14 protein-coding genes and 2 tRNA genes are annotated in these 14,450 nt (G+C 39.0%); 7 read left to right on the top strand and 9 right to left on the bottom strand.

The annotated features are described in order from the left end of the window. The first annotated feature begins 58 nt into the window (after positions 1-58). Positions 59-769 (top strand): LIC10920 family plasminogen-binding lipoprotein, encoded by a 711-nt coding sequence (locus JWG41_RS08175; protein ID WP_205269433.1) that lies wholly within the window; start codon positions 59-61, stop codon positions 767-769. Between the two features lie 27 nt (positions 770-796). Then, positions 797-3,001, top strand: coding sequence for an ATP-binding protein (locus JWG41_RS08170; RefSeq protein ID WP_205269432.1), 2,205 nt, complete (start codon positions 797-799; stop codon positions 2,999-3,001). Here the strand turns inward: JWG41_RS08170 and JWG41_RS08165 are convergent. Genes JWG41_RS08165 through JWG41_RS08150 form a run of 4 tightly spaced genes read right to left on the bottom strand, consistent with a single transcriptional unit; the run spans position 2,998 to position 6,107 of the window. Next, positions 2,998-3,951, bottom strand: coding sequence for a polyprenyl synthetase family protein (locus tag JWG41_RS08165; RefSeq protein WP_205269431.1), 954 nt, complete (start codon positions 3,949-3,951; stop codon positions 2,998-3,000). The genes JWG41_RS08170 and JWG41_RS08165 overlap by 4 nt on opposite strands. Beyond that, entirely contained in the window at positions 3,948-4,847 is a 900-nt protein-coding gene (locus JWG41_RS08160) for a transglutaminase-like domain-containing protein (protein WP_205269430.1), read from the bottom strand. The genes JWG41_RS08165 and JWG41_RS08160 overlap by 4 nt, the downstream gene beginning before the upstream one ends. A gap of 48 nt (positions 4,848-4,895) precedes the next feature. Next, positions 4,896-5,708: a transketolase gene (locus JWG41_RS08155; RefSeq protein ID WP_205269429.1), complete on the bottom strand. Its 813-nt coding sequence runs from the start codon at positions 5,706-5,708 to the stop codon at positions 4,896-4,898. A 9-nt stretch (positions 5,709-5,717) separates the two neighbouring features. Further along, positions 5,718-6,107, bottom strand: coding sequence for a hypothetical protein (locus tag JWG41_RS08150; protein WP_205269428.1), 390 nt, complete (start codon positions 6,105-6,107; stop codon positions 5,718-5,720). An 84-nt stretch (positions 6,108-6,191) separates the two neighbouring features. Between JWG41_RS08150 and JWG41_RS08145 the strand changes: the two genes are divergently transcribed. From JWG41_RS08145 to JWG41_RS08135, 3 genes are all read left to right on the top strand, one after another. After that, a tRNA-Thr gene (locus tag JWG41_RS08145) sits at positions 6,192-6,263 on the top strand. Between the two features lie 14 nt (positions 6,264-6,277). Beyond that, positions 6,278-6,359, top strand: a tRNA-Tyr gene (locus JWG41_RS08140). 339 nt (positions 6,360-6,698) lie between these two features. After that, on the top strand, positions 6,699-7,103 hold the full coding sequence (locus JWG41_RS08135; protein ID WP_205269427.1) for a DUF4345 domain-containing protein: 405 nt from the start codon (positions 6,699-6,701) through the stop codon (positions 7,101-7,103). Positions 7,104-7,110: 7 nt separating this feature from the next. Here the strand turns inward: JWG41_RS08135 and JWG41_RS08130 are convergent, their stop codons facing one another. From JWG41_RS08130 to JWG41_RS08110, 5 genes are read right to left on the bottom strand one after another with little or no spacing between them, the layout of a single operon-like run. Beyond that, positions 7,111-7,569 (bottom strand): hypothetical protein, encoded by a 459-nt coding sequence (locus JWG41_RS08130; protein ID WP_205269426.1) that lies wholly within the window; start codon positions 7,567-7,569, stop codon positions 7,111-7,113. Continuing rightward, positions 7,566-8,525: a hypothetical protein gene (locus tag JWG41_RS08125; RefSeq protein WP_232373860.1), complete on the bottom strand. Its 960-nt coding sequence runs from the start codon at positions 8,523-8,525 to the stop codon at positions 7,566-7,568. Before JWG41_RS08125 ends, JWG41_RS08130 begins: the two co-directional genes overlap by 4 nt. Before the next feature lie 12 nt (positions 8,526-8,537). Beyond that, positions 8,538-11,135, bottom strand: a complete 2,598-nt coding sequence (locus tag JWG41_RS08120) for a transglycosylase domain-containing protein (protein ID WP_205269424.1) — start codon at positions 11,133-11,135, stop codon at positions 8,538-8,540. A gap of 15 nt (positions 11,136-11,150) precedes the next feature. Beyond that, positions 11,151-12,023, bottom strand: a complete 873-nt coding sequence (locus JWG41_RS08115) for a ChaN family lipoprotein (RefSeq protein ID WP_205269423.1) — start codon at positions 12,021-12,023, stop codon at positions 11,151-11,153. Then, the gene (locus JWG41_RS08110; RefSeq protein ID WP_205269422.1) at positions 12,007-12,567 is read right to left on the bottom strand and encodes a glutathione peroxidase; all 561 of its coding nucleotides are present in this window, start codon (positions 12,565-12,567) and stop codon (positions 12,007-12,009) included. The genes JWG41_RS08115 and JWG41_RS08110 overlap by 17 nt, the downstream gene beginning before the upstream one ends. A 9-nt stretch (positions 12,568-12,576) precedes the next feature. On the opposite strand from JWG41_RS08110, the gene JWG41_RS08105 reads away from it, so the two are divergent. Then, positions 12,577-13,443 (top strand): phosphorylase, encoded by an 867-nt coding sequence (locus JWG41_RS08105; protein ID WP_205269421.1) that lies wholly within the window; start codon positions 12,577-12,579, stop codon positions 13,441-13,443. Then, entirely contained in the window at positions 13,436-14,434 is a 999-nt protein-coding gene (locus tag JWG41_RS08100) for an SPL family radical SAM protein (RefSeq protein WP_205269420.1), read from the top strand. Before JWG41_RS08105 ends, JWG41_RS08100 begins: the two co-directional genes overlap by 8 nt. Positions 14,435-14,450 lie beyond the last annotated feature (16 nt).

Genomic DNA, 14,450 nt, shown 5'->3' with positions numbered 1-14,450 from the left:
CCAAGGAAATTCTGAATCCTCTTGACCCAAGAATGAATTCCTGTGACGATTGGATGGTATGTTTCGATCTATTGTTATCCTTTTTGCATTTTCCTCAATTTTTGCCGCTTGTGGTCTAAAAAACGAAAATAAAGCGGAAGTATCACTCCTTGCCGAAGGAGAACCAGCCCTTTACTTCCTTGGGGAAGTGGATAGCGATATCACTACCAGTTGCGGACAAGCCACTCCAGCAACCACCGCAACGACGGGCACTGGAACCGGTACGGGAACGACTGGAGGCTCTAGCTCCACTACGAATAACACTCGCTTTACGGTGATTTCTCAACTTATCTTCAAAACAAAAGAAACTCTCAACTTACGTTTTGTATATGATAGCACGCAGATCCAAGGAAAGATTGACCCACAACAAGGATTTGTTCTTGCAGGTGGTGCTTTCGGAAAAACAGTCCAAGGAACGCAAGGAACTGTGGAATGGTTCAATCAAGGGATCAATATTGACACGGCTCTCCAAAGTGCCCAACAAATTTCTTTCTTTAACTTAGAGATCACACTCAACGGAACTTATAGTAATTCAGCATCCTCTTCCACTAGTGTTCTCAATTCTTGTAATACATTGGATAGCGTAAATTGTACATCAGGAACTTCTACAACCCAATGTTTTACATCAGACAACAAAACTTGTTTGGTACAAAACACAACAACAGATGCTAAGTCTGTGATCATTCGTGGGACATTAAAATGTAATGCTCCAAACATCGTTCCACAATAAAATTCAATCACAAACAGACCGTAACGATTGTATCGAATTCTTTTTTGTCTTCTCTTCCTTCCTTTGGCACTTGCGGCAGAAGGAAGTTTGGGACTTTGGCATTTAGGAACAAACCCGAACACCAAACAAACAGACCTTAGCCCTAAAGACTACAATTCCCTCTTCTATTTCGGATTCACAAAAGATAGCCACTATTACCAAATTGACCTAGAAGAAAGCCCTTCCCGGTACCTACACTTTGAAAACGGAATGATATCTGAATTGGATTATGAAATCATTCAGAACGGAAAGATCGTATCAAAAGCCCATACAGGTTTGGTTAGAAAAAAGATTCCTGAAGTTTCCTTTACCGGCGGATTTGTTTTTCCGGCATTAGAAAAAGGAACCTATCGTTTCCGAATTCGTTCAGAAGATACCCATAGAATTAATTTCGAAATTAGAGACGCATTTAATTTACTACAATACACAAAATCAATTTCGCTCTGGCAAGGTTTCTACTTTGGACTTTGTATCTTGGTTTGTCTTCTTTCCGCAACCCAATACATCATCTTAAGAGAAAAAATTTATTTTTTATTAACCTTTGCTACAATTTCAGTTCTATTTACAAACGTCCTTAGATCGGGCTTATTTTATGAGTATGGATTTAGTAACTATGTTTGGTTTTATCGTTATATTCCGGGTCTTGTTTCTTTAACTCCTTTTGGGTTAATTCTTTTTTTGAGAGAATTTCTCCACACTAAACAGAAATATCCCAATGCAGATAAGTATTTCGTATTTTACGCCTATATTTTACTGGGTTCCATTTTAATTGTGATTGTTGATCTCCAATTATACTTTCGATTTATATATGCAAATAGTTTGATACTATCAACCATATATTTTGGTTATGCCACCTATTGTATGATCCAAAAGAAAGAGAACGGGAAGGTTTTGTTTTATGCTTTTTTGGTAAAACAAATCAGCACCGGTTTACTCATTTTCACAAATCTTGGTTATTTACCCTCTTATCCTTTTTTAAGTTCTGCGAACGAAATTGGTTCCGCATTACAAATGACAATCTTCACAATTGCCATCTCAAAGTTTCAAATTCAAACTCGTATGAGAAAAGAAGAATCTGTTTCCAAAGAAAATGCAGAACTAGAAACCATGGTGATGGAACGTACAAAAGAAATCCAAACCCAAAAGGAAGAACTCGAAAAAGCATTGTTACAGATTAGTCATACGGAAAGTAAACTTGTATTTTCTGAAAAAATGTCAGAACTTGGAAAACTCGTAGCCGGTGTAGCACATGAAATCAATAATCCACTGAGTGCCATCAAAGCATCGATAGAAACTTTGATTGAATCCAAAAACAACGAAATAAAAAACTTAGGCTCCAAGGAAAATATTTATTCTTCACTGACCCCGGCCGAAATCAACACCATCAAACGAATGTTTACCTACCAATCTGATTTTGGACTCGTTGCCAGTTATACAGAACGAAAAGAGAAAAAGGCCGATCTTAAAAAAATCTTTAAAGACAATGGTTTGGAATTCGAAGAAGCCACACTCGAAAAGTTTTTAGATGTAGGCATTACCAATCTCTTCGAAGAAGAAATCAATTTGTTAAAATCGGGACAAGAAAAACTATCCAATCTCATTCTCGAAGAAAAAAATTTCAAACTCCATCTATCCATCATTCAGATTGCCGTAGACAGATCCTCAAAAACCATACTCGCACTAAAAAACTTTTCCCGTGTAACGAAGGCAGAAGAAAGAAGGATTTTTACCCTACTCGAAAATATAGAAACTGTACTGACCATCTATCAATACAAAATGCGAGGAAAAGTTTCTTTAAAGAAAACATTCTTAACTGATGCCACCATTCTCGGTTGGCCAGAAGATTTAATTCGCGTATGGACCAATTTGATTTTAAATGGATTGGAAGCCATGAACCAAACGGGAAATCTAATGATTACTACTGAGAAAAAAGGTAATTTGATAGAAGTTAAGGTGATAGACAATGGCCCAGGAATCCCATCCGAAATTCAGAAAAAAATCTTCGATCCATTCTTTACCACAAAGAACCACGGTGAAGGTACAGGAATGGGCCTCGGAATTACCAAATCAATTATAGAAAAACATAAAGGAAATATTTATATAGAATCAGAACCAGGTAGGACTTGTTTTTCCGTCCAACTCCCCATCATTGAGTTCATTGATCCCAATGAACCATTTTCCGATGATTTTTAAGTAAGACGGTCCAATTGTTCAACGAATAACTGCCGTTCGGAGCTATTTGGAAATTGATTTAAAAAACCAAGTAGATAGTTTTTTTCGGAATTTAGTTCTTTGTGTAACATTTCAGATATTTTTTTAGATTCCATCAAACCAAGAATATAGGATTCGTCGGAAGAATTTCTTTCTTCTTTTTTGAATACAGATTCCAACTTTCTTTTTTCTAAAAGCCCTAGTTGATTGCGAAGAAGAAGAACAGGATATGTGAAGAGTCCATTTTTAAAATCTTTTAAAAATTCCTTACCACTCGCACTGGAATCCACAAAATAATCCAAACAATCATCTTTCTTTTGGAAAAGTTTTCCCAACCTAACACCGAAATCACGAACCACTGCCCTTTCTTTTTTGGATTTACCGGCAAGAATGGCTGCCGATTCCGTACAAACTCCAAAAAGAGAGGCCGTCTTTCCATAAATGATAGAATCATAAACTTTTAAGGAAATTTTGGGATTTTTTTCCCATTCCATCTGTAAAAGTTCACTCACAGATAAATCCTTTAGCACTTGTGAAAAAATCTCCATAAGTTCTGGATTGCCCAGGGAATTGAGTCGATTGATTCCACAAGCTAACAGATAGTCGCCGGCAAGGATGGCAGTTTTATTTCCAAACAAAGATCCGATGGTTGGTTTCCCGCGACGAATGGGCGCATTGTCTACGACATCATCATGGAGTAAACTTGCAGCATGGATGAGTTCGGCAACACTTCCTACATCAAGCCAATTTTTATCTTTTACGTTTAAGAACTGACAAAATAAATAATGAGAAAAAGGACGAATCCGTTTTCCACCAGAAGTGATTACATGTTTTTTGATTTTTTTAAGAACAGGAATGTCTTCTTTAATGATTCCATCTAAATTTTTATCAAACTTAGTTAAGATGGATTGGATGCGGACATTTGATTTCATTCTTTATCCACATGTGTGGATCGGCTTTCTAGAATCTGCAGGTGATCCTTAATTGTATTCTCCATTTCTTTCGATTGGTTGTCCCGGTAGATATGGATGAGATTTCTACACATACGTTTGATCATAGAAAGTGTAGATGCTTTTGTGAAATATTTCGGGGAATTGGTATATCCATTTGCTTCGAGAAACTTTTCACAGGTGAATTTATCTAATAAAACACCACCATGAAATGGATCGATATAGGTAAAATAACCTTCGGATTCATATTGTAAAAGAAAATGAAGTGGTAAATTGGTTCCATAGAGCGGTAGACCCAACCTTTGGCCCACTAACAAATATACTACGGAAAGAGAAATAGGAATTCCCAATCTACTTTTAATTACCTGAAATAAATAAGAATTTCCGGGATCATTATAGTTTTGAATATTTCCGACAAAACCCTCTTCTTGGAATAAAACCTGGCAAAGGATTTGTACTTTTAGTTCATCTGTCAAATAACCAGAATGATCATCATACAATTCTGATACTCGCAGTGCCATACGGTCCAATTCATGTTTGATCTCTGCATAGTTTTGATCAGGAAAACCAATACTAGACAACTGCACAGCCATCTCTTCTAAATCTTTATAATGATTTGTATTCCCACGTAACGTGAGTTTGAAGAAGGAATGACGAAGTCTATGACGAGTGATTTCGGATTTTAGATTACGAGCTTGTACACGAAGGTAAGGATCTTTTACTTCATCCAGAGCAGATTCCAATTGGATCTGCCATGGAATGCGAGATGCGATGAGTTTTAATAGAAAACGTTTTTTTTCAGGAGGAGCAACTTCCCAATCGTACAATAAACGAGTGATATCATCCGGATAAAAGTCTGGAAAGGAAGTTTGTCCCATGCAAAAACTATCTGTATAAAATCAAAAATGTCAATCGAATCTGAAAGATTATATTAATTCCGCAAGTGCTTGTGCTTCTTGTTCCTTGTTCGGAGGAGTCCCATGCCATTTAGGATTGTTTTCCATATAAGAAACACCTTTCCCTAAAATAGTTCTAAAGACGATAAGAGTTGGTCCACCAGTATGTTGTTTTGCTTTTGCAAATGCAGCAAAAATATCTTCCATATTATGTCCGTCTGCATTGATTACGTTCCAACCAAACATCTCGAACTTTTTATCTAGTGGTTCTAACTTCATTACTTCTTCTGTGTTTCCATCGATTTGGATGTAGTTACGATCCATAAAGGCAATTAGGTTATCTGTTTTGAAGTGGACTGCCGATTGTGCTGCTTCCCAAGTCATTCCTTCCCCACATTCCCCATCAGAGATGCATGTATAAATTTTATATGTCTCTTTTTTTAGTCTCGCGCCCAATGCCAAACCAACAGATACAGATAAACCTTGTCCGAGAGATCCAGAACTAGATTCGATTCCCTTCATATAACGAGTGGAAGGGTGGCCTTGGAGATATGAATTGATATTTCTAAATGTAAGCAAATCTTCTACAGGGAAATAACCAGAAAGCCCCATGGATGCATAACGAACCGCACATACGTGGCCGTTGGAAAGAATGAGTCTGTCTCTTTCTGGCCATTCAGGATTTTTTGGATCATGATTTAAAATGGAAGTATAGAGTGCAGCGTAGATATCAGCAAGTCCAAGAGGACCACCTGGGTGACCAGAATTGGCAGCCGTTACCATTTTGATAACTTGGATTCGGATATCTTTTGCAAATTTCTTTGCGACTTCAATTTTTTCCATGAACATTCCTTAAAGCGGTTTTGATTGAAATAAAAACAGACCGGAGATATAAACAATCGTGTACAATGGCAAAAAGATGTAATGCAATTTTACGTGTAAGTTTCGTTTTCTTTTCCATCCCAAATAACCCATACACAACATAAGAACGAGAGTTATGGCTGCAAAAAACCGATGGATATGAATGATGAATTCCGGTGCCGTTGGATAAATTTGGTGTTCGGCAATCCCACCTAACAGATATTTCATGCCGAGTAAATAGACAGCTGCCGAGAGATTTGCCAAAATCCCAATGCTATTGAAGAGTCTATGCCGGTTTTGGTCCTTCTTTCGAAAAAAATAACCCGAATAAAATCCAATTATGGAGATCGTCATCAGAGAATTGACAAAAAACAGTGCCATCTCCTGTCATTCTGATAGAATCCACCTCCGCTCAAAGAATTTTTATTTGACCTTAACGGCTTTTCACAAAAATTGGAAATGCATGCCGCCTTAGCTCAGTGGTAGAGCAGCTGTTTTGTAAACAGCCGGTCGGAGGTTCAAATCCCTCAGGCGGCTTCATGCACTTCTTCGGGTAGGTACTCAAGTGGCCAACGAGGGCAGACTGTAAATCTGCTGGTTTTACCTTCGAAGGTTCGAATCCTTCCCTGCCCAAACTAAGTTCCGATTCAAAGGAACCAATTCCCCAACTAACAACTAATTGAAGGATTCGAATAGAGGAGCTCGACTTCGACCCATAGGGAGAAGTTTTGACAGGATGTCAAAAAGAGCGACGACGGGCCCGAGCGAACGTAGCCAGGATGGCGGAGTGAAGGGTGGGCGAATCAGGACAGCGTCCCTACTTGTCCGTTCCCTGCCCAAACTAAGTTCCGATACAAAGGAACCAAATCCCCAACTAACAACAAACTGAAGGATTCGAATAGACCGCAGCGGCTTCGGCGCCACCAAATTATGGATTGTTTTCCCACGCCTTTCATGCGAGAAAAGGTCCAAATGAACAAAAAAGAAAGAATCCTGCAGATCCTATTTTTCCTTGTGTTTCTGATTGGCCTATCTGGCGGCATTACCAATTTGATCAAAGGTGTTGCCCTCATCATGCCTGAGGGAACAGCTGTTACTCCCTATGCAGACAATGTCTATCGTTATTTAGCCGGGATTCTTCTGGGTGCAGGTTTCATCGCATTGTGGATGGCATTTAACATTCAAAAACAAGGTGATCTTGTCTACATTATGGGAGCTGCTATCTTTTTATCAGGCCTAGGTCGTGTGATTTCGATGATCACCGTTGGAATTCCAGCAGAGGTTAGACTTTATGTTTATGTAACCTTGGAATTAGGTTTGCCGATTCTGATTTGGATTCTACAGTTCTTAAGGCAAAAGGAAAAAGTTTCTAAATAATAGAAAACTAAATCACCCAGTTTTGGATCTTAGTGCGATAGAAAAAATAGGCTCCGTCTTTTTTCCTTTGCAACTGAACTCCGAACTGACCTCGTTTGGAACGAACCACCGATACCAAAAACAAAGTCTCTTGGCCTTCCCAAGAGACGGTGGGATACAATTGTTTGCCCGATCCATCATAGAAAGTCCATTGTGTTTCTTCCGTGTCCGCGAGTTCTTCTGTAAAAAAATGATCTAAACTCACTTCTGTTTCTGGTAGAAACTGACAAGTGACAGAAGGAGCAATCGCATTACGTCCAAACACTTGTGCGGGTTTTTGTTTGCAAAAACGAATTTGGTCCCGGGAAGACCCAACAAGTTCCAATCGTAAGTTCTGTTCTGGTGTGACTAAAAAATTTGCTAATGCCGGATAGGTGAAGAAAACTAAATTCAAAACAAACGAAGAAAGATAAAATTTAAAGTTCATTGGTCCCTACCTGGAAAGAGTAATGTTAAAAATTCATTTCCTTCCCTTTCGGCTAAAATACGAATACTTGGTTCATAAGGTTTCCAAGAATTATTCGCATTCGGAGAACAGTAATAATACAAAAGGGTTTCGATTTCATCTGTAGAGGAAGAACCAAATTTAAAAGTAGAACACATCTCTTTTGCATTTCCCTTCAAAACAAGAGATTTTGTAGTTTCTAAATCGGCCCTTGGTTTGGATCCAAAACTTCCACTCATTCGAAAGTAACGAGCCGACAGTTCGTATTCTGTTGTTTGGCGGTAATACACACCCATCAAATACAAAACATCTGATTTCTCTTGGTCTGAGCGTTCCGTTTCTGATTCTCCGAGTATGGTTTTCAAAAATTCTTTACCGGAATCGGCTCCGATTTTAAATTCAGAAATCCCAATAAACAACGGAGTTTTGGCCATTGATGGATTCTCAGCATAAATTGATAAAATCACTTTGTATTGTTTGCGTTTCAAAAGGATTATGGAGGCAAATTCATATAACTTTTGTGAGTTGGATATTTTTAGATGTTCGGATAGTTCGGTAAATTTATCTGATGAAACTTTGGCAGCCAATACATAAGTTGCGGAAAGTTCGGATACAGTGATAGGTTTATAAATTTCTGCTAAATGAGACCAAATCCAACTTCTTTCTTTGGAAGGAATGAGAGAAGGAAACTTACTTCCGAGAAACAAAGCATCCAAAAGTTTTCCATGTTTTTTATACAAAAAGAAAAGACGAGAGACTACGGCCTTTTGTAATTTCCCCGATGGTTTTTGGCTGAGAGCTTTTTCATACAAAGGAATGGCAAAGAGAGTATTCAACTGCTCCATTTCATACCCTTCTTCATAATAGGAATTGGCTGAAAGAGAAAGAGTGAATACAAAGGAGAGTAGAACGATACTCGCCCCAAGGAGTTGATTCAAATTTGTTTTCAATTAATACAACCCTTTCATCAAATCTTTGTTCTCTGATTGTACGGACTTATGGTCTTCCGCACAAATTCCTTCAGGGGGATGATCCGAAAGATAAAGTTCGTTTACCACAGGGCAATTGGCACCAGCTTGTTTCCCGGTTAAGGAACAAATTTTATGCGGTTTTGCATAGACCGGTTGGCTGAATTGAATTTTTGGAATTATATTTTTTCTATCAATCGAGGAAACAATCTCTCCCCACAGTGGTGCCGCCACTGCCCCACCAAGTCCGCTCCCACCCATTCCAAATTTTGGATTGTCATATCCAATCCATACTGCCAAAGCTAAATCAGGCCTTGCACCTACAAACCATGCATCTTTATAATCATTGGTGGTTCCCGTTTTTCCAATGAGATCTCCCGCATAACCACCGCCCCGTACTCCACTGGCACGGCCACTATCCCTAAGTAATGATACCATCACTTCTGCTGTGTCTGGACGAATCACTTGGCGCTCTGGAGGGAGTTTTAATTTAAACTCATCAGTGCCACCTGCTTCATACAAAACAACACCCTTCGCATTTTTAATCCTCTGAATGAGATAAGGACGTTTCACTGTGCCTTGGTTGACAAAACCAGTAAAGGCTGATGCCATCTCCAAAGGTGAGATCTCTAAGGTTCCGAGAGCCAAAGACAAATCACCACGGTAGCGAGCTTTCTTTTCACCATCATTCGGGAAAAAATATTTTGTAAAATAACGTTCAATGCCTGCACTTCCCAATCGTTCTGCAACTTGAACGGCGGCTGTGTTTTTGGATTTTACAAGCGCTGTGCGAAGGGAGATCTCTCCATCAAAACTTCCCCCCAAGTTTTCGGGAGCCCATTCCTTTCCCCCACCACCACGGTAATACAAAGGAGCATCGAGAATCCTGGTTCCGGCTTGGATCACACCAGCATCTATGGCAGATGCATATAACACGGCTTTGATGGAACTTCCCGTCTGCCTACGCATTTGGGTGGCGCGATTGAATTGGTTTTGTGAATTAAACTCTTCCCCACCATGTAAAAATAACACCTGACCTGTGTTTGGTTGGATTCCTACAATGGCCGCCTGCACTGAACTTGTATCTTTTTCTGATTCCAAACTATCTGGATTCCAAACCATCTCGTTTAAGATGGATACTTCTTCCATCTTTTGCCGAAATGCCAAATCCATTGGTGATTCTGGTTTCAGTCGGACTCGTTTCTTTTGAATTTTGCCAGACTTACGATTTTTGTTCAGATACTCACGAACCATGGGTCCAATTAGTTCCTGTGCCCCGCGATCTAGCGTGGTTTCCACGGTATATCCACCACTTTCGTAGATATTCTTATCTCCTTCTAAAGAAGAAAGAACCCCACGGACATGTTCTGTTACATAAGGAGCAATGTCTTGTCTGGAACCAAAAACTGTTTCATTCGGCGAACGAGTGGAAAGGTTATGATAAAAACTTACAAACTTATCCCGATCTAAATTGGGATAAATACCACGATTGCGAAACATCTGTAAAATGGCCCGGACACGAGTATAGGATTCCTCTGGATTTTTTAAGGGAGAATATTTGTTAGGTGCTGAAGGAAGAGAGGCCAGTAACACCATTTCTTCTTTACTCAACTCCATTGGATTTTTTTGAAAATAAAACTTAACACCCTCTCCAAATCCAAATGCTCCATGACCCAAATAAACATGGTTCATATAAGTTTCTAAGATTTGTTCTTTGGTGAGTACAGATTCTAAAGCAAAGGCCAGTTGTGCCTCTCGCCACTTTCGATTTAAACTTTTGCGACGATCATCCAGGATGATTCGTGCTAACTGCTGTGTGATCGTGGATGCCCCTTGTTTATAACTTAAATTTATGATGTTTTTAAAAATAGCTCGAAGGATTGCCGAATAATCAATCCCACCATGAAAGAAAAACTTTTGATCTTCAATATTCAAAAGAATGGAGATCATATCTTCTGGGTAGTCTTGCAAACGTAAGGTGGATGTTCGTTTCTGGAAGATTTCACTCACCATCTGTCCATTACGATCTAGGATTTTAGTGGGAATGTTTTTCGAAAGAGATTCCAAATACAAAGGGACTTCTTTTTTAGTCGCAAGCACTCCTGCCACAAAATAAGAGAACCCAAGAATGAATAAAAATAAACAAACGGAAGTGATTGTAAACGCAAGTTTCACATAGGAGAATGTGGGAGACTTACTTCGACCACCGTTCCCACTACTAAGCCTTTGTTTTAAAGGTTTGGGTTTGAATGTCCGAACTTCTGGTTCTCGTTCGAAGACAACTTTTCGTTCCCAAAATGGTTTGGATTTTGATTCCGACCTTTCTTTAAAATCATTTGGTTTGGTGATTGTCGGTGTGGGAATTTTAAAGGGCTGAAACAACTGAGTCGTCTCAGAAATCGGTGGTTCTTTGGGAACCACTTTTACTATTTCAAAACGATAATCCGAAAAATTAAGAATTACTTTTTCACTGCAATGAGCGCACGTTAGTTGAAACTTCCCTTCCTTAGGAGTTGGCTCAGGAAGTCGAGATGCCTTTTGGCAGTGTGGACAAAGATATTTAAGAGAGGGTGCCGACATAGGTTCTCCCTATTCTTATCGGCCGTTTGTTAAAATTACAAAATCAGCGATTTTCACAAATTCCCCACTCTCTTCCCGATCTTTGACAAATCCAGAGATAACTAAGACAGAATGGCCCATTTCTCGTAGTCTGTGGACGACACCACCCTTCCGATCGGAATGAAACCTTCCATTTAAGTGAACCACCTTCTTTCCTGATTTGTAGAATTCCCGAGAAATGGATTCAGCCATCCCTTGGTCCCAAGTGGCTTGGCCAAGAACCAAATATTGGTTCACAGGTCCATGGTTTGCTCCATGCCCACCGGCAAATAGGGCAGTTAACCTTTGTTTGTAATCTTCCGTTAGATACTTTTCCAAACTATAAGCGGGAGGTAAATACTGTAGTGCCCCATCTGAAAACTCGCGATACGCGGACAAACCCTTTCTTGAAATTACATTTACGTATCGCCTGGGAGGGTTGGCAGCAACTACATTACATTTTTTTTCTTTGGCAATGGATACTAACGGTAGATAGTCGGTCTTAAAGGATTTCCAGTTCGATGTGATTGAAAGGAAATGTGACTCAGTGATGGTTCCTTTGATAAATTCATTGACTATGTTTTGTTGGTCTTGTTCCAACATTTCCAAAGACAAAGAAGTGGGCTCTAAATCAGAAATACTTTTAAATAAAGATTCATAAAAACGATGCAGGTCCCCATTGTCATGTTCTTCGCCCAAAACAACGACATCATATTTGGATGATTCTTTGACTATCTCTGCAATGGAAACAGTTTCTGCCGTGGATGTTCGAACGATTTGTACAACCGAGGAAGTTTCCTCGGCAGAAATGGCAAAACTTAGAAAAACGAAAAGAAAAGGATAAACAAATTGATTAAAGAAGACTTTCAATGGCTTGTTTTAGCTCCGCACTTTCCGGTTTGGTTCCAGAAGGAAAACGATGAACAACCTTCCCCTCTTTATCGATTAGGAATTTTTCAAAGTTCCATTTTACATCCCCTTTTTCTTTTGCATTCTCAGTCAAGAATTGATACACAGGGTCTTTATCATTTCCCAATACTTTGGTTTTTTTCATCAGATCAAAACTGACCCCAAAGTTGAGTTTGCAGAACTCGGCAATTTGTGATTCGGTCCCCGGCTCCTGACCACCAAAATCATTGGAAGGAAATCCAACTACTTTTAGTCCTTTATCTTTATAGGACTGATGGATTTTTTCGAGTCCTTCATACTGCGGCGTATAACCACACTTAGATGCTACGTTCACAACTAGGACGGGATGGCCCTTGTATTCGGAAAGGGAAACTTCTTTCCCTTGGATTGAAACGGATTTGAAATCATGGAATGACATCTTTTTTGCTCCAGCATAGATATAAGAACCCATAAAGAGAAAAATGGCAAACAAAACTTTTCTTTGCATGGAACCCCCCTGTTCCATGTTTAGACTATGTCTGCATTGTTTTTCGCTGTTCTTTCCGAGGCCAAACCATGGTTGGAACTTCTGCAGGCAAAACCCTTATCCCATCCTGGCAAATTTCGTATTTTCCAAAAAGAATCTCATTATATTATTATTTCAGGTACAGGCAAACTTTCTATGGCCTTGGCTGTTTCTGAATTTGCTCACAACTTATCCAAAGAGGAAAGAAAACAAATGAAAGTTTGGAATTTGGGCATTGCCGGTGCCTATCCATCCGAACTAGCATTAGGCGACTTTTTTTGGATTCATAAAATTACGGATGTTGGATCCCAAAGGGACTTTTACCCGGATCGAATCTTAAATTCAAAGTTTAAAAATGAAACAAGTCTCAAAACCTTCGATCGGCCGGTGACCAAAGAAAAGGTCGTGGATCGTTTTTTATCTCTTTCGAAAGAAGAGTTATTGGATACGAGTCTTGTCGATATGGAAGGAGCTGGTTTTTTTGAAGCGGCTTCCCTTTATTTTCCCTTAGAAAATATAGCGTTAGGAAAACTGATATCCGACCACTTAGAAGGAAAATTTTGCCAAATAGAAGATGTTGAGACCATGATGACAAAAATCACTAACGATTTATTTGAAGAATGGGCCACTCCCTTACCTTGGAATCGTGTTGATGAAGTGGAATCCATCGATTGGCCTAAGGTAGAAAGTTTCATTCAAAACATCCGCCTAACAGAGACTATGAAACATGATCTCAAAAAATCCATTCGTTTCTTTCGATTGCGTAATCCCCATTCACCACTTCCTTTTCCAGAGGAATCATCCAAAATCAATTTAAAATCCAAAAACGATCTAAAAACATACTTTGACGAGTGGAGGACTTCCCTCCATGTTTAAAGCATTCTCTCATATTTATATTGAAGACAGTATCAAAGATCACTTTCGCACCAAAGAGATTCTAACGCGATTTCCAAATGCCATTCCCATTCCCATCAGACATTATAAAGATAGTTTCAATCGGAATTCGCAAAACTTCCGCATCCAAAAAGAAACTCCCAAATTAATTTTGGCAGAAAAAAAGGACCAGTTTTTATACCCAGGAAGTGATTTTGCACCCAACTTCTCACATCCAAATTTTTATTATAATACACTCGCTCTCAACTGCATTTACGATTGCGAATATTGTTATCTACAAGGGATGTTTCCTTCCGCCAATCTTGTGTTATTTGTTAATTGGGAAGATTTTTTTTCTGCCACAACTGAGTTCTTAGAAAAAAATAAATCCCTCTATCTTGCTTTATCTTATGACACAGACCTTCTTGCCTTGGAATCATTTTTTCCAGCCACCAAAGCATGGTTGGAATTTGCTAACACAGAGCCGGGTTTGAGTTTAGAAATTCGAACCAAGTCAACTAACTACAGTCAAATTGCCAAATCCACTCCGAACCCCAATGTCATTCTGGCTTGGACTTTAAGTCCACAGGAAGTGATTGAAACCATCGAACATGGAACTCCGTCCCTACAAGCCCGATTGAAAGCCATAAACCAAGCCATCACCGATGGTTGGAAAGTTCGTATTTGTTTGGATCCCATATTGCGAGTTCCGAATTGGCAAACCCATTACCAATCGTTAGCTGAGAAGTTAGGGAAAGAACTAAAAATGGAAGGCATTCTTGACATCAGTATTGGCGGATTTCGAATGAATATTGATTTTTTAAAGAGGATGGTGGATGTAAGAAAGGACTCTTCGATTTTATTTCATGCTTTTGAAAAAAAAGATAAAATTGTTTCTTATTCGAAACAAGAAACAGAAGAAATTTTAAATCTTATGTCAACGACTCTGCAAAAGCATTTTTCATCTTCTCAAATAAAAGTCAGTTATTCCTGAATTTTTCCTTTTCTTT

Origin of the sequence: Leptospira chreensis, assembly GCF_016919165.1 — a bacterium.
Classification (GTDB): domain Bacteria; phylum Spirochaetota; class Leptospiria; order Leptospirales; family Leptospiraceae; genus Leptospira_A; species Leptospira_A chreensis.
This window is presented reverse-complemented; position numbering and strand designations above follow the sequence as displayed.

Bases quoted from the DNA above. Each gene is read 5' to 3' on its own strand.
- JWG41_RS08150 (WP_205269428.1), bottom strand. From the start codon at position 6,107: ATGGCACTGTTTTTTGTCAATTCTCTGATGACGATCTCCATAATTGGA.
- JWG41_RS08175 (WP_205269433.1), top strand. From the start codon at position 59: ATGTTTCGATCTATTGTTATCCTTTTTGCATTTTCCTCAATTTTTGCC.
- JWG41_RS08155 (WP_205269429.1), bottom strand. From the start codon at position 5,708: ATGGAAAAAATTGAAGTCGCAAAGAAATTTGCAAAAGATATCCGAATC.
- JWG41_RS08160 (WP_205269430.1), bottom strand. From the start codon at position 4,847: ATGGGACAAACTTCCTTTCCAGACTTTTATCCGGATGATATCACTCGT.
- JWG41_RS08130 (WP_205269426.1), bottom strand. From the start codon at position 7,569: ATGAACTTTAAATTTTATCTTTCTTCGTTTGTTTTGAATTTAGTTTTC.
- JWG41_RS08165 (WP_205269431.1), bottom strand. From the start codon at position 3,951: ATGAAATCAAATGTCCGCATCCAATCCATCTTAACTAAGTTTGATAAA.
- JWG41_RS08105 (WP_205269421.1), top strand. From the start codon at position 12,577: ATGTCTGCATTGTTTTTCGCTGTTCTTTCCGAGGCCAAACCATGGTTG.
- JWG41_RS08110 (WP_205269422.1), bottom strand. From the start codon at position 12,567: ATGGAACAGGGGGGTTCCATGCAAAGAAAAGTTTTGTTTGCCATTTTT.
- JWG41_RS08120 (WP_205269424.1), bottom strand. From the start codon at position 11,135: ATGTCGGCACCCTCTCTTAAATATCTTTGTCCACACTGCCAAAAGGCA.
- JWG41_RS08135 (WP_205269427.1), top strand. From the start codon at position 6,699: ATGAACAAAAAAGAAAGAATCCTGCAGATCCTATTTTTCCTTGTGTTT.
- JWG41_RS08100 (WP_205269420.1), top strand. From the start codon at position 13,436: ATGTTTAAAGCATTCTCTCATATTTATATTGAAGACAGTATCAAAGAT.